Annotated in this window: 16 protein-coding genes; 9 read left to right on the top strand and 7 right to left on the bottom strand. The window is 61.5% G+C overall.

Annotated features, from left to right (window positions below; translation table 11 throughout):
• Positions 1–35: 35 nt before the first annotated feature.
• The 5 genes from LCH65_RS25070 to LCH65_RS25050 all read right to left on the bottom strand — a co-directional run bounded on the left by LCH65_RS25070 (position 36) and on the right by LCH65_RS25050 (position 7,434).
• Positions 36–1,310, bottom strand: a complete 1,275-nt coding sequence (locus LCH65_RS25070; RefSeq protein WP_044310323.1) for an OprD family porin — start codon at positions 1,308–1,310, stop codon at positions 36–38.
• Between the two features lie 222 nt (positions 1,311–1,532).
• Complete coding sequence (locus tag LCH65_RS25065; RefSeq protein ID WP_080053496.1) at positions 1,533–1,739, bottom strand: hypothetical protein; 207 nt, start codon at positions 1,737–1,739, stop codon at positions 1,533–1,535.
• A 218-nt stretch (positions 1,740–1,957) separates the two neighbouring features.
• The gene (gene aguA, locus LCH65_RS25060; RefSeq protein WP_226439905.1) at positions 1,958–3,064 is read right to left on the bottom strand and encodes an agmatine deiminase; all 1,107 of its coding nucleotides are present in this window, start codon (positions 3,062–3,064) and stop codon (positions 1,958–1,960) included.
• Positions 3,065–3,069: 5 nt separating this feature from the next.
• Positions 3,070–3,948: an N-carbamoylputrescine amidase gene (gene aguB / locus LCH65_RS25055; protein WP_003372277.1), complete on the bottom strand. Its 879-nt coding sequence runs from the start codon at positions 3,946–3,948 to the stop codon at positions 3,070–3,072.
• A gap of 573 nt (positions 3,949–4,521) precedes the next feature.
• Positions 4,522–7,434: an aminotransferase gene (locus LCH65_RS25050; protein ID WP_226439904.1), complete on the bottom strand. Its 2,913-nt coding sequence runs from the start codon at positions 7,432–7,434 to the stop codon at positions 4,522–4,524.
• A 240-nt stretch (positions 7,435–7,674) separates the two neighbouring features.
• Here LCH65_RS25050 and rfbB point away from each other — a divergent pair, with 240 nt between their 5' ends.
• From rfbB to LCH65_RS25025, 5 genes are all read left to right on the top strand, one after another.
• Positions 7,675–8,757, top strand: coding sequence for a dTDP-glucose 4,6-dehydratase (rfbB, locus tag LCH65_RS25045; RefSeq protein ID WP_003372283.1), 1,083 nt, complete (start codon positions 7,675–7,677; stop codon positions 8,755–8,757).
• Positions 8,758–8,837: 80 nt separating this feature from the next.
• Positions 8,838–9,383: a dTDP-4-dehydrorhamnose 3,5-epimerase gene (gene rfbC / locus LCH65_RS25040; RefSeq protein WP_003434792.1), complete on the top strand. Its 546-nt coding sequence runs from the start codon at positions 8,838–8,840 to the stop codon at positions 9,381–9,383.
• Positions 9,384–9,553: 170 nt separating this feature from the next.
• Complete coding sequence (locus tag LCH65_RS25035) at positions 9,554–11,362, top strand: ATP-binding protein (RefSeq protein WP_032609702.1); 1,809 nt, start codon at positions 9,554–9,556, stop codon at positions 11,360–11,362.
• On the top strand, positions 11,359–12,744 hold the full coding sequence (locus LCH65_RS25030) for a sigma-54 dependent transcriptional regulator (RefSeq protein WP_003372289.1): 1,386 nt from the start codon (positions 11,359–11,361) through the stop codon (positions 12,742–12,744). Before LCH65_RS25035 ends, LCH65_RS25030 begins: the two co-directional genes overlap by 4 nt.
• On the top strand, positions 12,731–13,204 hold the full coding sequence (locus tag LCH65_RS25025; RefSeq protein WP_003372291.1) for a YiiD C-terminal domain-containing protein: 474 nt from the start codon (positions 12,731–12,733) through the stop codon (positions 13,202–13,204). Before LCH65_RS25030 ends, LCH65_RS25025 begins: the two co-directional genes overlap by 14 nt.
• A 308-nt stretch (positions 13,205–13,512) precedes the next feature.
• Here LCH65_RS25025 and cysQ read toward each other — a convergent pair whose 3' ends face one another.
• On the bottom strand, positions 13,513–14,355 hold the full coding sequence (gene cysQ / locus LCH65_RS25020; protein ID WP_226439903.1) for a 3'(2'),5'-bisphosphate nucleotidase CysQ: 843 nt from the start codon (positions 14,353–14,355) through the stop codon (positions 13,513–13,515).
• Positions 14,352–14,918: an ADP compounds hydrolase NudE gene (gene nudE, locus LCH65_RS25015; protein WP_003372295.1), complete on the bottom strand. Its 567-nt coding sequence runs from the start codon at positions 14,916–14,918 to the stop codon at positions 14,352–14,354. Before nudE ends, cysQ begins: the two co-directional genes overlap by 4 nt.
• Positions 14,919–15,015: 97 nt before the next feature.
• On the opposite strand from nudE, the gene yrfG reads away from it, so the two are divergent.
• The 4 genes from yrfG to LCH65_RS24995 all read left to right on the top strand — a co-directional run bounded on the left by yrfG (position 15,016) and on the right by LCH65_RS24995 (position 19,889).
• On the top strand, positions 15,016–15,693 hold the full coding sequence (yrfG, locus tag LCH65_RS25010) for a GMP/IMP nucleotidase (RefSeq protein WP_003434805.1): 678 nt from the start codon (positions 15,016–15,018) through the stop codon (positions 15,691–15,693).
• 41 nt (positions 15,694–15,734) lie between these two features.
• Positions 15,735–16,616, top strand: coding sequence for a LysR family transcriptional regulator (locus LCH65_RS25005; protein ID WP_003372300.1), 882 nt, complete (start codon positions 15,735–15,737; stop codon positions 16,614–16,616).
• Positions 16,617–16,719: 103 nt separating this feature from the next.
• Positions 16,720–17,556 carry a formate dehydrogenase accessory sulfurtransferase FdhD gene (gene fdhD, locus LCH65_RS25000; RefSeq protein ID WP_058396546.1) on the top strand — a complete coding sequence of 279 codons (837 nt, stop codon included), beginning with the start codon at positions 16,720–16,722 and terminating at the stop codon, positions 17,554–17,556.
• Entirely contained in the window at positions 17,553–19,889 is a 2,337-nt protein-coding gene (locus LCH65_RS24995; RefSeq protein WP_058396547.1) for an FdhF/YdeP family oxidoreductase, read from the top strand. The genes fdhD and LCH65_RS24995 overlap by 4 nt, the downstream gene beginning before the upstream one ends.
• Positions 19,890–19,967: the final 78 nt, after the last annotated feature.

The following is a 19,967-nucleotide window of genomic DNA, read 5'->3' as shown; positions in this document are numbered from 1 at the left end:
CAGGCCACGGCCTTTGCCAGGCCGCCGCCTTCAGATCAGAAAACGTTGATCGGGTAGTCAACGAAGATGCGTGTCTCGTTGCCTTCGCTGTTGTAGGCCTGTGCATCGTCTGAGACCCGCAGGAACGAGTTGCGCAGGCGGATCGAGAGGTCTTTGGCCGGGCCGCTCTGAACCACGTAGGTCAGCTGGCTGAAGATTTCGCGTTCAGTGCCGTCGCCGCTGCCTGCGGTGCCATCGTCGATATTATCGCCGCGTACGTAGGCAGCCTTGTAGCTCAGGCCGGGCAGCACCAGTCCGGACAGGTCGACGCCGTAGGCCGCCTGCCACGAGCGTTCGTCCTTGCCGTTGAAGTCGGACCAGTAGGAGTTGGCGAGGTAGATGGTGTTACCGCCATCACCGTAACCGCCGTCGTTGCGATAACCTCCGTAGGCGTAACCCATGTCACCGGTGCTGCGCTGATGCGCCAGGGTGAAGGAGTGGATGCCCACGGCCCAGGTCGCGGCCAGGCTCCAGATCTTGTTGTCACGTGCGTCGCTGGCCGTGAAGTCTTTATCCAGTCGAGTCTTGTAGCCATTGAAGTCGAAGGTCAGCGACTGGTCTTGCGGCAGGGCGAAGACGTAGTTCAGGTTCAGGTACTGCTTCTTGAACACGTCTTCGTTGTCCGAAGCGTAGAAAGCAGCACTGAACTCATCAGTGAATTTGTAGCTGGCGCCGTAGACGTTGATGCTTTTCAGGTCACCACTGTCGCGACCTTCGGCGCTCTTGCGCGCTTCCTGGGTGAAACGCCCGGCGACCACTTCCAGCCCATCGATCTCTTTGGAGGTGATCAGCGTGCCGGTGTAGCTTTCCGGCAGCAGGCGGGAGTTGTCGTAGCTCAGCACCGGCAATTGCGGCATCTGATCGCCGTACTTGATGACGGTATTCGAGAAGCGCGCTTTTACCGCAGCACCTGCACGGGACAGGTCATCGGCAGCCGCGCCGCTGTCGCCCTGCTTGAAGAAGTCGATGCCGCCATTGCCACTGCGGCCCTTTCCGCCATCGAGGCGAATACCGTACAGCGCAAAGGCGTCGACGCCCACGCCAACCGTGCCCTGAGTGAAACCGGACGCGAAGGTGCCCATGAAGGCCTGGCCCCATTCGGATTTGTCTTCACGGTCGTTTTTGTAGTCGCGATTGATGTAGGCGTTACGCAGGTTGATGTTCAGGCTGCTGTCTTCAACGAAGCCCTTCGAATCCGCCTGGCCCTGCGCCATGGCCTGACTGGCGCTGATGATGCCCAAAGCGAGCATGCCCATACGTGTGTTAAGCATCTTGTCTTCCTTGTTGTGCAAATGACATGCGCTGTGGCGGCGGCCAATGGCCGTCTGGCTTCCAGCCTCTGATCAGGCGGTGGAGCGCCGCACGAGGTCATCGCAGTGGACTACGAAGCACGTACAGGGGGTGGAGCCACAGGCAGTGGGGGCGCGAATCCTAGTTCGGGTGCCTGGGGGTGTCAAACGTGTAGATGGACGGGTTGGGGCGTGGTGTATTACTTAATCTGTCAGCACGCGCGCCAACGCTTCGAATTCGGCATCGTTTAAGAGGCCTGCCGGATAGCGCTGCAGCAGCATGGCACGTACGTCCGGCCTGGCGTTCACGGGCCTGGTTGTCCTTAACCAATCCGCCACTCGCTGGCGTGCCTCGTTACTGAGCGAAGCAGAAAAACCACGGACTCGCTGTTGGCTCATACCTGCATTCATAACGAAAACCTCTTGATTCATGAGGGGCTAAATCTACTGATGCCATATGACAGTCAAGCTAAGAAAACGGCTTTTCGCCAGTCTGATTTAGGGTCATTCGGATAAACGAACCCAATTTAGTTATAAGGTAACGCATAAAAAAGCCCATCAGATGACGGGCTTAATACAGCAAAAACGAGACCAACTAGTTGCTGTTAGATACAACTAGTTACTAAGCGCTAGTTCTTGTGGGGGGCTGGCTGTTGCTGTGTCAGGCAGTGGATATTGCCCCCACCCAGCAGTAACTCGCGGCCTGGCGCCATCACCACCTCATGCTCTGGAAACAGCTTTTGCAGGATCTCGCGGGCCTTTCCGTCCATCGGATCGTCGAAGCTGGGCGCAATGATGCCGCCGTTGACGATCAGAAAATTCACATAAGACCCGGCCAGACGCACCGAGGGGTTGCGTTCCTGGCTGCCATGCACCTGATCGACGCCTGCGCATTCTTCTTCTGTTGCGAACAATGGGCCTGGAATCGGCATTTTATGCACGATAAACGCACGACCTTTGGCATCCAGGGTGTTTTCCAAAATACTCAATGCTGCATGGCAGCGTGAGTAGTTAGGGTCTTCGGGATCATCGGTCCAGGCCAGTAACACCTCGCCGGGACGGATGTAGCAGCAGAAGTTATCCACATGCCCGTCGGTTTCATCGTTGAACAGGCCATCCGGCAGCCAGATGACTTTATCCACAGCCAGGTAATCGCCGAGGATCGTTTCGATCTGTTCTCGGGTCAGGTGCGGGTTGCGGTTGCGATTGAGCAGGCATTCTTCGGTGGTGATCAGCGTGCCTTCGCCATCCACGTGGATCGAGCCGCCTTCGAGGACGAAGCCTTCGGTGGCGTAACGCGGGCAGCGCTCGATTTCGAGCACCTTGCTGCCCAGCTGCGAATCGAGGTTCCACGGCGCATACAGCCCGCCATCGAAACCGCCCCAGGCATTGAATTCCCAGTTCACGCCACGTACTTCGCCACGGTCGTTGATGACGAACGTCGGCCCGCTGTCGCGCACCCAGGCGTCATTGCTGCTCATTTCCACAACGCGGATGTTCGGCATGTCCAGCCGCGCACGGGCGTTGTCGTATTGTGCAGAGGACACCGCCACCGTGACCGGCTCAAAGCGGGCGATGGCCTTGGCGATGGCGACATGGGCAGCCTGGGCGGGCTTGCCACCCAGGCGCCAGTTGTCCGGGCGCTCGGGCCAGACCATCCAGACCTGGGTTTGCGGTGCCCATTCGGCCGGCATGTGGAAACCGTCGGCGCGTGGCGTGCTATTGAGCGTGGTCATGGCGATCAGGACTCCAGCGAACCGTCGAGGGTCTTCACCGCGCCGTACAGGTTAGGGCGGCGATCACGGAACGTGCCCCAGGCACTGCGGATATGCTCCAGCTCGTCCAGATCGAAGCTGTGGACCAGCACGCCTTCCTCGGTTTCGTTGAGCTCGGCGACTTTTTCACCGAACTGGTTGGCGATGAACGACGAGCCGTAGAAGGTGATGTCGTAGCCGTCCTGCTCTTCGTTGCCGATGCGGTTGCTGGCGATCAGCGGCATCAGGTTCGCGCCGGCGTGACCTTGCTGCACGCGCTGCCAATGGTCGCGCGAGCTGATGGTCTTGTCGTGCGGCTCGCTGCCGATGGCAGTCGGGTAGAACAGAATTTCCGCGCCCTGCAACGCCATGCTGCGCGCGCACTCCGGGAACCACTGATCCCAGCAGATACCGACGCCGATTTTCGCGTAACGGGTCTGCCAGACCTTGAAGCCGGTGTCGCCCGGGTTGAAGTAGTACTTTTCGTGGTAGCCGGGGCCGTCCGGGATGTGGCTCTTGCGGTAGATGCCCAGGTTGCTGCCGTCTGCGTCGATGATCGCGATGCTGTTGAAACGTGCACGCCCTGCCAGCTCGAAGAAGCTGATCGGCAATACGACCTGCAGTTCTTTGGCGATTTTCTGGAAGTGCTTGATCGCGACGTTGGATTCGAGGGTAGTCGCCAACTGCAGATAGTCCGGGTTCGGCTTCTGGCAGAAGTACGGGGTTTCGAACAGTTCCTGAATCAGGATGATCTGGGCGCCCTTGGCGGCAGCTTCACGTACCAGCTTTTCAGCGGTCTCGATGTTGGCTTCCAGATCCCAGGAGCAGGCCATCTGGGTAGCAGCGACAGAAACGATACGGCTCATGAAAATATCTCCAGGGGCGGTTGCAAAGGACTTAACACCATAGCAGACGAGCGATGACGATTATGAACGCCTTTATAGCGGATATAAATCGGCATTAAAAGCTAAATAAATGTCTTTTTCTTATTAATTTTTGAATTTTGCCGATATTAATCTGCTTAAGTCTCATGACGGCGCTCATTTCTACGAGCTGAGTGTGACGCGGAGCGTCACGAACGGCATTCCCACGCTGGAGCGTGAGGAACGATGGGTGTCAGGCGCCACCTATCGTACCCATGCTCCGCGTGGGTATGCCGCCCTGGACGCTCTGCGTCCTATCCTGCATATCAGCGCGGAGCGTCACGAACGGCATTCCCACGCTGGAGCGTGAGGAACGATGGGTGTCGGGCACTACCTACCGTACCCATGCTCCGCGTGGGTATGCCGCTCCGGACGCTCTGCGTCCTATCCTGCATATCAGCGCGGAGCGTCACGAACGGCATTCCCACGCTGGAGCGTGAGGAACGATGGGTGTCAGGCGCCACCTATCGTACCCATGCTCCGCGTGGGTATGCCGTTCTGGACGCTCTGCGTCCTCTATTCCAGTTCGTGGAGCACCTTCGATACGTTGTCGACAAAAAAGTCCACGCTTTGGCGGGTGGTGCACATCGGGGGTTTGATTTTCAGGATGTTCAGGTAGTCGCCGGTCGGCTGCATGAAGATGCCCAGTTCACGCAGGCGCTCGCACAGGCGGGCGGTTTCTTCTGTGGCGGGTTCCAGGGTGTAACGGTCGCGGACCAGTTCCATGCCCAGATAAAACCCCATGCCATGCACCGCGCCCACCAGCGGATGTTTGTCGGCCAGGGCCTGCAGCCGCGCCTTGAAGTGGTCGCCCACGATTCGCGCGTTGTCCCAGAGTTTCTCCTCCTCCATGACATCCAGCACCGCCATGCCGATTCGGCAACTGACCGGACTGCCACCGGATGACGAGAAGAAATAGCCCTCGGCCTCCAGCGCCTCGGCGATCTCACGGCGAGTGATCACCGCGCCCAGCGGATGGCCGTTGCCCATGCCTTTGGCCATGCTGATGATGTCCGGCACCACGCCCTGCTCTTCGAAACCCCAGAAGTGATGACCCAGCCGGCCATAACCCACCTGCACCTCATCGGCAATGCACACGCCACCCACAGCGCGGACCTTCTGATACACCTGTTGCAAATAACCCGGCGGCAGGGAAATCCCGCCTGCATTGCCATACACCGGCTCGCAGATGAAGCCCGCCACCTGCCGTTGCTGCTCAGCCAGCGTGGCAAGGGCCTGATCGACACTGCGCACGTACTCCGGCGCACTGTCCGCGCCCCTGAACGGCCCGCGATAGGTATTGGGCGCGGTGACCGGATGCACCCAGTCCGGGCGGGTGCTGAGTGCCTGCGGGTTGTCGGCGATCGAGGTTGAAATGGCATCGGTCGCCACCGACCAGCCGTGATACGCCTCCAGCACACTGAGCATGTCGCGGCCACCGCTGTAAGCCCACGCCAGCCTGATCGCAAGGTCGTTGGCCTCAGTGCCGCTGTTGACCAGAAACACGCGGTCCATGCCCTCGGGTGCCAGCTTGAGCAGACGCTCGGAAAACTCGGCGATCGCTGCATAGTGAAAACGCGAGTTGGTGTTGAGCAGCGACCACTGCCGCGCCGCCTCGTGGGCCATGCGCGGGTGGCCGTGGCCGAGAACCGCGACGTTATTGAGCATGTCCAGATAGGAGCGGCCCTGCATGTCGATCAGGTGATTGCGCCAGCCGCGCTCGATCTGCGGCGGGGCCTGGTAGTAGTGTTTTTGCGAGCGGGCAAAGCTGGCATCGCGGCGCGCCAGCAATTGCGCGGCATCCTGCAAGGCTGGCGCGTCACAATCAAAACCCAGCAGGGCCGACGGCGACGGGCAGATTGCGCGCCAGGCATCTGCCCAGGCTGGTGTAGTGAACAGCGGCGGGCTGAGGTCTGGCGCCGTGCACAATTGCAGCAACAGCGAGCCACCGCCCTGCCCGATCAACGAGCCCGCCGCCACCTGACCCGCTAGCGAAGCCTCCGGCAACACACCCCACAACTTCAAACTGATGCGCTCGCCGACCAACAGCACCGCAGCATCGGCCGTCAGTTTTAAGGTGCCACCGAACGGCGCATGCAGCGGCGTTGCGGCGGGCACGTGCAACTCGACGTGCAGCGCAAAGGTCTCCGGCTCGCGGGCGCAGTCAGGCAAGGTGCGTGACAGACGGTATTCACCGAACCGACTGGCTGCCAGACCACCGTCCCCGGCCGCTTGCGACAGCAGATATTCATCGATGCCGCTCTGTTCCCAGTTGCCTGCCACGAAGTGTTCACTGAGCACGCCCAGATCCACCAGCACCGGCTGAAGCCCCGCCAGGCTGGGCAGCAACGGCGAATAGGCAGGCTGTTCGACAGGCGGCAGGTCCAGACCCACCGCGCGCAGAATGGCAGCTTCCATCAGCGCCATCGGCACCGAAGTGGCGACATCGAAAATGTTCCATTCCCCGGCAAGGTTGGCCTGGATATACGCATTGCCGGGCTCGACGCTGGCCTGCTGTTCGCTGCTGAGCACAAGCACTGCGGATCGAGCGACGATCAGCGGCCAGAGCGCCTGCAATTCCTCGATCTTCAGCGGATTGAGGGCGTGATAGGCGGCAATGGCCGGGAGGATGTACAGCGGATCGCCCTCGGCATGGTGCAGCAGCGCCGCGCAGGTCACCGACAGATCAGCCACTCGCCAGGTACTGAGCAGATCGCCGAAATCAATCAGCCCCTGCAATTGCCACGGATGCCCCGCCTCGCGCCGCCAGACCGCGTTGTGCTCGGAGATGTCCAGATGCACCGCCTGGATCGGCAGTGCCGCAATCAATGGCAACAGACGGCGATGAGCCTGCTCGGCGGCTTCGATCAGACAGGCGCGGGCGTCGGCATCCTTGATCACCGGCAGCAGGTGCTTGATCAACGCATGGGCGTGGCGCGGGTCCCACTGCAGGATGCGCTGCAGACCGGGGTGGTCGAAATCGGCCAGCGCGATATCCACATGGGCACACAGCTCGCCCAGCTCAACCACGATGTCACGGCCCAGATGCTCGACATGTCCCAGCGATTGCCCGTCGATGAATTCGAGCAGGCGCACATGCACTGCCTGGCCGTCGATGTCGACGGACAGTAACTGCTCGGTGTCGTTGGCGCGGATCACACCCGGCACATTGAATGCACTGTGGCCGGCCAGATGATGCAGCGCCGCGTGCTGGGCGTTCAGCTCGGTGGTCGAATAAGCCCCGTGGCAGATCTTCAGCACATAACGCCGCGTGCCGGTATCCAGTAAAAAGTTGCGATCCTGCTGGCTGCCCAACGCTTTCAGGGTGCCGCTCAGCCCGTAGTGCTCGGAGAGCAATTGCAGCGCCTGGTCCACGCTGACCTCGGGGCAAGGCAGACTGGATCGGCGGATGAGCGTGGCAAGCGGCATGGAGAACCTCGTTATTGTTGTCAGGCCAGACTCGTTGAGCCAGGCGTGATGAGCAGTCGCACAACTACAGGGGATTGACTATAAGGGGATTGCGCTGCGCGACCAATCCGCACCTGCAGCCCAGGTCGGGAAACAGCCGGAGTTTTATTCGACCTGCTGCTCGGGTTTAATGGTCTGATCCTGTCATACGCGTTCAAGCGCTATGCTGCATTACTCCAGAACACACAAGAAGGTCAGTTCATGCGAATACTCGTTACCGGGGGCGCAGGTTTCATCGGCTCTGCACTGATCCGCCACCTGATAAACAACACCGAACACGAAGTGCTGAACTTCGACAAATTGACCTACGCGGGCAACCTTGAATCGTTGCAGTCCATTGCGACCGACACGCGCTATGAGTTCGTGCAGGCGGATATCTGCGATCAGGCCCGCGTCAGTGCGGTGCTCGAGCGCTTTGCGCCGCAGGCGATCATGCACCTGGCGGCTGAGTCCCACGTCGACCGCTCCATCGATGGCCCGGCCGAGTTCATCCAGACCAACATCGTCGGCACCTATAGCCTGCTGGAAGCCACGCGCGCCTGGTGGCTGAAACTGCCGGAAGCGCAGCGCCAGGCGTTCCGCTTCCACCATATCTCCACTGATGAGGTGTATGGCGACCTGCACGGTGTCGATGATCTGTTCACCGAAACCACGCCGTATGCGCCCAGCTCACCTTACTCGGCAAGCAAGGCTGCGTCCGACCACCTGGTGCGCGCCTGGCACCGCACCTATGGCCTGCCGGTGGTGGTGACCAACTGCTCCAACAACTACGGGCCGTTCCACTTCCCGGAAAAGCTCATCCCGCTGGTGATTCTCAACGCCCTGGCGGGCAAGCCCCTGCCGGTGTACGGCAATGGCCTGCAGGTGCGCGACTGGCTGTACGTCGAGGATCACGCACGGGCACTGCTCAAGGTCGTGACCGAAGGTGAAGTCGGCGAGACCTACAACATCGGTGGCCACAACGAGCAGAAAAACATCGACGTCGTGCGCGGTATCTGCGCGCTGCTCGATGAGCTCGCGCCGCAGCACCCGGCAGGCGTCGCGCAGTACAGCGACCTGATCACCTACGTGGTCGACCGTCCGGGCCACGATCAGCGTTATGCCATCGACGCCAGCAAGATCGACAAGGAGCTGGACTGGACGCCCGAAGAAACCTTCGAGTCCGGGCTGCGCAAGACCGTGCAGTGGTACCTGAATAACCTGGACTGGTGCCGCAGGGTTCAGGACGGCAGTTATCAGGGCGAACGACTGGGTTTTAGCGAGCCTAAAGACCTGATTGCCTGATCAGCACCCTTCTCGGCAGGCGCGCCTCAGGGCAGACTGTCGAGTCGCCAACACTTAATGAAGATTGCAGGGGAAGCCACGTGAACGTAGTCGCAACAAAATTGCCGGACGTCCTGATTCTCGAACCCAAGGTATTCGGTGATGAACGAGGCTTTTTCTATGAAAGTTTCAACGCCAAGGCTTTTCAGGCTGCCACCGGCCTGACCCGCGAATTCGTGCAGGACAACCACTCCCGCTCGCAGCGCGGCGTTCTGCGCGGGCTGCACTATCAGATCGAAAATGCCCAAGGCAAACTGGTGCGCGTCACCGTCGGCAAGGTGCTGGATGTGGCCGTGGACATTCGTCGCAGTTCGCCGAACTTCGGCCAGTGGGTCGGCGTCGAGCTGTCTGCTGAGAACGCCCGTCAGTTGTGGGTTCCGGAAGGCTTTGCACATGGCTTCGTGGTACTCAGCGAACACGCCGAGTTCCTGTACAAGACCACCGACTACTACACACCTTCGGCCGAACGCTGCATCGCCTGGAACGATGCGGATCTGGCCATCGACTGGCAGTTCGACGGCCAACCCAGCCTGTCGGCCAAGGATCAGCAAGGCAAGCGTCTGAAAGAAGCCGATCTGTTTGCCTGAGCCCGCGCCCCAAGGCAGCCCGGCGTAATGTCCGGATGCCTGACAAGCCAGCGGCGGGCATAATACGCGCCTGATGCCCACTTCAGGATCGACCGGGTGTTTCTGTTGCCTGCCACGGCGTGACCGCCAGCAGGCATCGTCAACCCTTCGGCGACGGCCAATCGATGACCATGACTCCCGCACTGCCGCGCCGCCCTCGCTGGCGCAGCCTCGCCCTTCTGGCACTCTGCTTGGCGCCGTTGCTGTGGCCGCTGGAACACCTGGCCGAACGTTATTACCGCAACGTGCTGGCCAATCAGAACCGCCAGACTCTGGACCTGTACGTCGCCAACCTGCTCGGCACCCTGCACCGTTACGAAACCCTGCCGCAGATCCTCGGCGACCTGCCTGCCTTGCGCGCCGCACTGGCGGCGCCGGGCGACACACCCACCCTGGCGAACGCCAACCGTCTGCTCAGCGAAATCACGCGTCAGACCGGTGCCGATGTCATGTATTTGATGGACGCAAATGGCCTGACTCTGGCGGCCTCGAACTCGGAGCAGAAGGACAGCTTCATTGGCCGAAACTTCTCGTTCAGGCCCTATTTCATTGATGCACGGGCGGGCAGAACCGGGCGGTTCTTCGGCCTCGGCACGACCTCTGCCAAACGTGGTTACTTTTTTGCCGGCCCGGTGCGTGATGGTGAGCGGATCATCGGCGTGCTGGTGGTCAAGGTTGATCTGGACCACACCGAAACCCTGTGGGGCAAGACGCCCGAGCAACTGCTGCTGACCGACCAGAACGGTGTGGTGATTCTGACGTCCAACCCCGAATGGCGCTTTCGGGCAACCCGCGACCTGACCGATGACGAGAAAAAAGCCATCGTCGCGATCCAGTCCTACCCGACCCGCGATCCGCGCCCGTTGAGAATCGATGAACACGCCTGGCTGACCCAGACCCAGGCCATCGAAGAAACCGGCTGGAACGTCAACATTCTCGCGCCTCGCGCCCTTGTCGACCGTCAGGTGCGCACGGTGGTGGCGATTGGCGGCGCAGCGCTGCTGGTGCTGATGTTGTTGCTGGGCCTGATGATGCAGCGTCGCCGTCATTATCTGGACCGCATCGCTTTCGAGGCCAAGGCGCGCCGCGAGCTGGAGATGCGGGTTATCGAGCGGACCAGCGATCTGGAGGGGCTCAACAGCCGTCTGCGCCAGGAAGTGCTGGAACGCGAACAGGCGCAGCAGGAACTGGTGCAGGCTCAGGACGAACTGGTGCAGACCAGCAAATTGACGGCGCTGGGCACCATGTCGGCGAGTATCAGCCATGAGCTGAATCAGCCGTTGGCCGCCATCCGCAGTTACGCCGAAAACGCCGAAGTGCTGCTTGATCATCAGCGCACCGAGGACGCACGCGGCAACCTCAAGCTGATCAGCGAACTGACCGGGCGCATGGCCTCGATCATCGCGCACTTGCGCGCCTTCGCCCGTCGCGACCGCCACGCCCCTGAAAGCGTGGCACTGCAACCGGCGCTGGAAGATGCGCTGGCGCTGTTGGCCAAGCGGCGGCGCGCCATGGAAGTCGAACTGATCCGTGACCTGCCGGACGCCACGATCTGGGTGCAGGCCGGTGAAACCCGCCTGCGTCAGGTGCTCGGCAATCTGCTCGCCAACGCGCTGGACGCCCTCACCGAGAAAGGCCCGCCGCGCAGGCTGTGGATAAGTGTCGAGCAAACCGCCGAGGGCGTTAACCTATACATTCGTGACAACGGCCCCGGTTTTTCCCAGGAAGCGCTGGCACGGGCTCGCGAGCCCTTCTTTACGACCAAGACCCGTACCCAGGGGCTTGGCCTTGGTCTGGCCATCTGCGATACGCTGATGCGCGCGCTGGGCGGCGAATTGCTGTTCGCCAACCATCCCAGCGGCGGTGCGCTGCTGACCCTGCGCCTGCGGGCCGGTGCTTCCGGAGCCAATCTTCAACCGCCAGAGGACCTTTCTGCATGAGTTCGGACACAGCCATCGACAGCCAGATTCAGGTGGTGCTGATCGACGACGATTCGCACCTGCGTCAGGCACTGCGGCAGACGCTGGACCTGGCTGGCCTGAACGTTCTGTCACTGCCCGAGGCAACCGGGCTGGCCGAACGCATTGGCCGTGACTGGCCGGGCGTGGTGGTCAGCGATATTCGCATGCAGGGCATGGATGGCCTGGAGCTGCTCGACCAGCTTCACGCGCAGGACCCCGACCTGCCGGTGCTGCTGATCACCGGGCATGGCGATGTACCGTTGGCGGTGAAAGCCATGCGCGCCGGGGCCTACGACTTTCTGGAAAAGCCCTTCGCCAGCGACGCCATGCTCGACAGCGTGCGCCGTGCCCTGGCGCTGCGCCGTCTGGTGCTGGATAACCGCAGCCTGCGCCTGGCCCTGAGTGATCGCCAACAACTGAGCACACGCCTGATCGGTCAGTCGCCGCCGATCCTGCGTCTGCGCGAACAAATCGGCGCACTGGCCGGGACGCGAGCCGACGTGCTGATCCTCGGTGAAACCGGCGCAGGCAAAGAAGTGGTCGCCCGCGCGCTGCACGACCTGTCCAACCGCCGCAGCGGCCCGTTCGTGGCGATCAACGCCGGGGCGCTGGCTGAATCGGTGGTGGAAAGCGAGCTGTTCGGTCACGAGCCCGGGGCCTTCACCGGCGCGCAGAAGCGGCGTATCGGCAAGTTCGAGTTTGCCAACGGCGGCACGCTGTTCCTTGATGAAATCGAAAGCATGAGCCTGGACGTGCAGGTCAAGCTGCTGCGCCTGCTGCAGGAGCGCGTGGTCGAGCGAATGGGCAGCAATCAGCAAATCCCGCTGGACATCCGCATCATCGCCGCGACTAAGGAAGACTTGCGTCACGCGGCCGATCAGGGCCGCTTCAGGGCGGACTTGTATTACCGCCTGAACGTGGCCTCGCTGCGCATCCCGCCGTTGCGCGAACGGGGTGAGGATGCGCTGATGCTGTTCGAGCATTACGCTGATGCCGCGAGCATGCGCCACGGCATCCCCAAGCACGAACTCAAACCGGGCCAGCGCGCGCTGCTGTTGCGGCATAACTGGCCGGGCAACGTCCGGGAACTGCAGAACGCCGCCGAGCGCTTTGCGCTGGGTCTGGAACTGGAGCTGGAAGGCGCTGATACAGAACAGGCACCGCCGCCGGGCGGGGGTTTGAGTGATCAGGTGGAAAGCTTCGAGCGCGCGTTGATCGCCGCCGAACTGGCGCGCCCGCACAGCTCGGTACGCAGCCTGGCGGAGGCGCTGGGTGTGCCGCGCAAGACCTTGCACGACAAATTGCGCAAGCATGGCCTGACGTTTGGCGACAGCAGCGGAGCTTCCGATGACACCGATTGAGCCTGAACATGACGCAGCCCACGCACTGGAGCAGGTGCTGCACCACGATATTCCGCTGACCCGCGAGATGGGCATGCGCGTGATCGACTGGCACAACCAGACACTGCGCCTGCACCTGCCGCTGGCACCCAACGTCAATCACAAGAGCACGCTGTTCGGCGGCAGTCTGTATTGCGGCGCAGTACTGGCGGGCTGGGGCTGGCTGCACCTGCGACTGCGCGAGGCCGGGATCACCGATGGGCATATCGTGATTCAGGACGGGCAGATCAGTTATCCACTGCCGGTACGCAGCGACGCCATCGTACGCTGCGACGCGCCAGAGCTGGCGCAGTGGGACAAATTCATCGCCACCTACCAACGCCGAGGCCGCGCCCGCCTGACCCTGCACACCGGCATCAGCGAGCAGGACAGCAAAGAACAGGCCGTTCGTTTTGTCGGACAGTTTGTGTTGCACCGGTGAGGCTGCGTGCAGTTGATGCACTGGTGAAACTGTCTCAGCGCCATATGCAGACCTGTGGGAGCGCGCTCGCCCCTGCATACTTGTATCAAGCGAAGAACAGGCCGTGCGCTTTGTCGAGCAGTTCGTGTTGCGCCAGTGAGGCTGCACGCATTGGATGCACTGTACGCAGACCTGTGGGAGCGAGCTTGCTCGCGAAGAGGCCGGTGCAATCTATGAAAATTCATCGTCTGAACCATCGCCTTCGCGAGCAAGCGAAGCGTCGCCCGGCTCGCTCCCACGCCCGCCGGGCAGAGGCCTTGAAGCTGGCCTCAGGACTGGGCCAGCACCAGCAGTTTGTCGCGCCATTCGGCGTTGGCGGGCAGGGCCAGGAAGAATGGGTTGAGCAGCGATTCACGCGCCGGGTAGCTGAATGGCTGGCCGTCCAGTTGCAACACTTCGCCTCCTGCACCTTCAAGCACGCCCTGCGCCGCAGCGGTGTCCCATTGCGAGGTCGGAGCCAGGCGTGGGTAGCAGTCGGCGGCGCCTTCGGCCAGCAGGCAGAATTTCAATGAGCTGCCGATGTTGGTCAGTTGCAAATGGCCCAGCCCGTTCGACAGGCCGGCGAGCAAATGCTCCTGCTCCGGGCTGGAGTGGCGGCGGCTGGCGACCACGGTAAAGGTCTGCCCTTCGCCAGGCTGTGTGCGCACTGCGATCGGCTGGGTGTGACCGACGCCATCGCTGCGCCAGGCACCCAGCCCGGCACCGCCGAAGTAGCAGCGGTTATTGGTGGGCATCGAGACCACACCGAATACCACGCGGCCACGCTCGATCAGCGCGACATTGACGGTGAACTCTTCACTGCCGGAGATGAACTCCTTGGTGCCGTCCAGCGGATCGACCAGCCACCAGCGCTCCCAGCTTGCCCGCTCGCTGAGGGGGATGTCTGCGTCCTCTTCGGAGAGCACGTGAATGTCCGGATCAAGCGCCTGCAGACCCTCGACCAACACCTGATGGGCGGCCAGGTCAGCGGCGGTCACCGGCGAATCGTCGGTCTTGGTGGTCACGGTGACGTTGGCGCGCCAGAACGGCAGGATCACTTCGCCCGCCAGTCGCGTCAGTTCGATCACCGGCGCGAGCAGCGGATGTGGCAGGTTGTGCAACGAATCGGTCATGGCTGAAATAATCCACGCTGGGTCAGCAGGTCACGTGTGAGGTACAGCGCGGCCAGCGCCCGGCCTTCGCTGAACTGGGCATTCTGGGCAAGGCTCGATAGCTCGCGCAGGTTGATCCGGTCAACCCGGATCGGCTCGGGCTCGTCGCCCTCCAGCCGCTCTTCGTACAGGTCGGTGGCCAGCACCACCTGAATTTTCTGACTCATGTAGCCGGGGGACAGCGACAGCTCGGTCAACAGTTCCAGCTCACGCGCACCGAAACCGGCCTCCTCCTTGAGTTCACGGTTGGCAGCCGCCAGCACGTCTTCGCCCGGCTCGATCAGGCCCTTGGGCAGGGACAGCTCGTAGGCATCGGTGCCGCCGCAATATTCTTCGATCAGCACAGCGTGATCGGCATCGAGCATGGCCACGATCATCACCGCCCCGGGGCCCGTGCCTTTGCTGGCCAGACGCTCATAGGTCCGCTCGACGCCATTGGCAAAGCGCAATTGCAGCTCTTCAACGCGGAACAGACGACTACTGGCGACGATTGCGCGGGCAAGTACGGTAGGTTTCTGACGCATGACAGGCTCCTTTACATGAACGAGGTACTATACCGAGCTTTTCCCGATGTCTGTGTCGGATATGCTTACCCGCTATCAACCCCCTGACGAGGCCAGAATGCTTTCCATGCCCTGGAGCGAAATCGATACCGTCCTGCTGGATATGGACGGCACGTTGCTCGACCTGCATTACGACGAACACTTCTGGATGCAGCACCTGCCGCAGCGCTACGCCGAACTGCACGGCGTCAGTTTCGCCATGGCCTGGCTGGAATTGAAACCGCTGTTCGAAAACAACGCGGGCACGCTCAACTGGTACTGCCTGGATTTCTGGAGCGCCGAGCTTAACCTGTCGGTCCGCGACCTGAAACGCGAAATCGCCCACATGATTGCGCTGCGCCCGGACGCCGAGACCTTTCTCGCGGCCCTGCAAAAGGCCGGCAAGCGAGTGATCATGATCACCAATGCGCACCGTGATTCGTTGTCGCTGAAGATGGAGCGAATCGAGCTGGCGCCTTATTTCGAACGCCTGATCAGCTCTCACGATTACGGCTTTCCCAAGGAAAGCCAGCATTTCTGGGACGCTCTGAAGGCCGAAACAGCCTTCGACCCGGCACGCAGTCTGTTTATCGACGACACCCTGCCGATCCTGCGCAGCGCTCGACACTTCGGTGTAGCCCATTTGCTGGCCGTCAGCCAACCCAACAGCCAAAAAGGCCCGAAAGACACCGAAGAGTTCGCCGCAGTGGACGACTATCGGGAGTTGATCAAGGGCGTGCTCGATCATTCAGCCTGAGCGCGTAGAATCGGCTGTCTGGACGGCTCATCGGAGTGAACATGGACATCAAGCAACTTAAATTTCTGATCGCCCTCGACGAGACGAGGCACTTCGGCCAGGCGGCTGCGCGCTGCAACATCACCCAGCCGACGCTGTCGATGCGCCTGCGCAATCTGGAAGAAGAGCTTGGCTTGCCACTGGTCAATCGCGGCCAACGCTTCGAAGGCTTTACCGCACCAGGCGAACGCGTATTGGCCTGGGCACGCACGGTACTGGCTGCCTACGACGGTCTGCAGGCTGAAGCGGCCGCCTGCCGCGGTCATCTGGTCGGGACGTTGCGCCTGGGCGTGGTGCCGCTGTCGAGCTTCGATCCGCTGCCATTGCTGCACCGGCTGCACCAGCTGCACCCCAATCTGCGCTTCGAGCTGTCGTCACTCAGCTCCGAGCAAGTGCTGGAACAACTGGCAAGCAATCGTATCGATCTGGGCGTCTCGTACCTGGAACGTCTGGACAATGAGCGTTTCGATTCGCTGACCCTGGACGACACGCGCATGGGCCTGCTGTACGACCGTCGGCACTTCACGTTTGGCGACGATCCCTTGAGCTGGGCCGATCTGGTCGAGCTGCCACTGGGCATGCTGACCAGCGGCATGCATTTTCGGCAGTCGATCGATCACAACTTCCATAGCCGCGGCCTGCAACCCAATCCGCTGATACAAACCGATGCCGTTCATCAGTTGCTGCAAGCCGTACATGGCGGTTTTTGCTGCGCGATCATGCCGCTGGATGGCGGTCTGGAAACGCTCACCGAACATTTGCGCCTGCATCCGATTGCCGACTCCCGGACTTTGGCCCGGCTGGGGTTGATCATGCGCCGCAGTGCGCCACGTTCGGCACTGGCTGAAGCCTGCTTTGCACTGGTAGCAGAAATACCGCGCTAGAGCGTTGATCGACGTCATCTATCGGGACATCAGCACTAGCGATTAGACGATTTCCAATAACGGGCCTAGTCTTGCAGATGTCATTCTGCCGGTATTTCAGCCCATGCCCGTTACGCGCAAGGTCAGCTCGGCGTCCTTTGCTACGCCAGCCCCCGAAGCAAGCCAGTCTTACAGCTACTCGAATCTCGAGGGCAAGGACTCTGCACGTAACGAACTTGCTGAAGAAGTGGCGCTGGCGATTGCCTACAACGGCATCAGCCAGGCGGTCATGCTGGTCAGCCCTACTGATCTGGAAGACTTTATCGTCGGCTTCAGCCTGGGCAGCGGCATCATTGCCTCGCATGACGAAATCTACGACTTCAAAATCAGTGGTTGCGGCTCGGCGATGCAGGCCGAGGTCGAGATCGCCAGCCGCGCGTTCTGGGAACTCAAGCAGCAGCGTCGGCAACTGGCTGGCACCAGCGGTTGCGGACTGTGTGGCGTTGAAGCCGTCGAGCAGGCACTGCCTGACCTGAAGGCGCTGCCCGGCGCGCCCCTGCCCCCGATCGAATGGCTGGAAGGCCTGCGTCAGCGCATCGGCGAGTTCCAGCCGCTCGGCCGCCATTGCGGCGCCGTACATGCGGCGGTGTTCATGGACGGTAACGGCCAGCTGTTGCTGGGACGTGAAGACATTGGCCGCCACAACGCGCTGGACAAGCTGATCGGCGCATTGATCCGTCAGGACATCCCCTTGGCAGGCGGCGTCGCCATCGTGACCAGCCGCTGCAGCCTGGAACTGATTCAGAAAGTATTGCGCGCCGGCATCCAGACCCTGGTCAGCCTGTCTTCGCCCACCGGCCTGGCCCTGCAATGGGCCCGCCGTCACAACCTCAATCTAATTCACCTGCCGCAGAAAAGTGCGCCGCGGGTCTATAGCCCTGCGATGGAGATTCAAGCGTGAGCACTCATCATCAAGCCGACAAGACACCAACCCCCCGCTACAAGCCGTACAAAGGTGCGGCAGGCGGCTGGGGCGCACTGATCAGCGTGACGCAACACTGGCTGGGCAGTGACAACGCGCTGAAGAACCTGCGCATGATGCTCAAGACCAACCAGAACGGCGGTTTCGACTGCCCGGGCTGTGCGTGGGGTGATTCGCCGGAAAGCGGCATGGTCAAGTTCTGCGAGAACGGCGCCAAGGCGGTGAACTGGGAAGCGACCAAGCGTCGTGTCGACCCGGCCTTTTTCGCCCGCTACAGCGTCAGCTCGTTGATGGAGCAGAGCGATTACTGGCTCGAGTATCAGGGCCGCCTGACCGAGCCGATGAGCTATGACGCGGAAACCGACCGTTACAAGCCGATCAGCTGGGACAACGCGTTTGCGCTGATCGCCAAGCACCTGAAGAACCTGCCCAGCCCGAACATGGCCGAGTTCTACACCTCCGGCCGCGCCAGCAACGAAGCGGCGTACCTGTATCAGTTGTTCGTGCGCGCTTATGGCACCAACAACTTCCCTGACTGCTCGAACATGTGCCACGAGGCCAGTGGCGTAGCGCTGTCGCAAAGCGTCGGCGTCGGCAAGGGCACCGTGACGTTCGAGGATTTCGAACACGCCGATGCCATCTTCGTCCTCGGTCAGAACCCCGGCACCAACCACCCGCGCATGCTCGAGCCATTGCGCGAAGCGGTACAGCGCGGCGCCCAGGTGGTGTGCGTTAACCCGCTCAAAGAGCGTGGCCTGGAGCGTTTCCAGCATCCGCAACACCCGGTCGAAATGCTCACCAACGGCGACCGCCCGACCAACACCGCTTACTTCCGCCCTGCCCTGGGTGGCGACATGGCGCTGTTGCGCGGCATGGCCAAGTTCCTGCTGCAATGGGAGCGCGAGGCGCAGGCCAACGACGCACCTTCGGTGTTCGACCACGCGTTCCTCAACGAACACACCGAAGGCGTGCTCGAATACCTGGCTGCCATCGATGACACGTCCTGGGACGCCATCGTCGAGCAATCCGGCCTGCCGCTGAGCGACATCGAGCAATCGGCACGCATGTACGCCAAGGGCAAGAACGTAATCATGTGCTGGGCGATGGGGATTACCCAGCACCGTCACTCGGTGCCGACCATCCAGGAAATCGCCAACCTGATGCTGCTGCGCGGCAACATCGGTCGTCCGGGTGCCGGCCTGTGCCCGGTGCGCGGTCACAGTAACGTGCAGGGTGACCGCACCATGGGCATCAACGAGCGCCCACCGGTGTTCCTGCTCGATGCCTTGGAAAAACGCTTCCAGTTCAAAGTACCCCGCGAAAATGGTCACAACGTCGTCGAAGCCATTCACGCCATGGCCGAAGGTCGCGCCAAGGTGTTCATCGCGCTGGGCGGCAACTTCGCTCAGGCCACCCCGGACAGCCATCGCACTGCCGAAGCCCTCAGCAATTGCGACCTGACCGTACAGATCAGCACCAAGCTGAACCGCAGCCATCTGTTCCACGGCAAGGACGCGCTGATCCTGCCGTGCTTCGGCCGTACCGACATCGACATCCAGGCCAACGGCCCACAAGCCGTCACCGTGGAAGATTCGTTCAGCATGGTTCACGCTTCCAACGGCCAGTTGAAGCCGTCCTCGAAGCAAATGCGTTCCGAGCCTGCGATCATCGCCGGTATCGCCAACGCTACGCTGGGCAAGGCGCCTGTGGACTGGTTGTGGCTGGTCGAGGACTACAACCGTATTCGCGACCTGATCGCCGACACCATCCCCGGCTTCAAGGATTTCAACGAGCGCGTCAAGCACCCGGGCGGCTTCTACCTGGGTAACGCTGCTGGCGCACGTCGCTGGAACACTGCGTCGACCCGCGCCAACTTCAAGTCCAATGCGCTGCCGCTGACTCTGATCAATGAACACGTCAGTTCAACCGGGCAGATCCCGGACCTGATCATGCAATCGATGCGCTCGCACGATCAGTACAACACCACCATCTATGGCCTGGACGACCGATATCGCGGCGTCAAAGGTCAGCGTGACGTGCTGTTCGTCAACGAAGCCGACATCATCCGTCTGGGCTTCCAGCCGGGGCAGAAGGCGGACCTGATTTCGATCTGGAGCGATAACCGCGAGCGCCGCGTCAAAGGCTTCACGTTGCTGCCATTCGATATTCCGGCCGGTCAGGCTGCCGCCTACTACCCAGAGGTCAACCCGCTGGTGCCGCTGGAAAGCGTGGGCGATGGCAGCAGCACGCCGACCTCGAAGTTCGTTGCCATCCGCCTCGAGCGCTCTGCAGAGTCGGCACGCATCCTCTAACGTCCCTGAAAGACGCCCACAAAAAAGGCCCGTTTCTCTGGAAACGGGCCTTTCGCAAGTAACCTCAGACTCTCATTT

Origin of the sequence: Pseudomonas sp. MWU16-30316, from assembly GCF_020515645.1 — a bacterium.
In the GTDB taxonomy this organism is placed as follows: Bacteria; Pseudomonadota; Gammaproteobacteria; order Pseudomonadales; family Pseudomonadaceae; genus Aquipseudomonas; species Aquipseudomonas cerasi.
The sequence above is the reverse complement of the archived record's forward strand: the minus strand, read 5'-3'. Positions and strand labels throughout refer to the sequence as shown.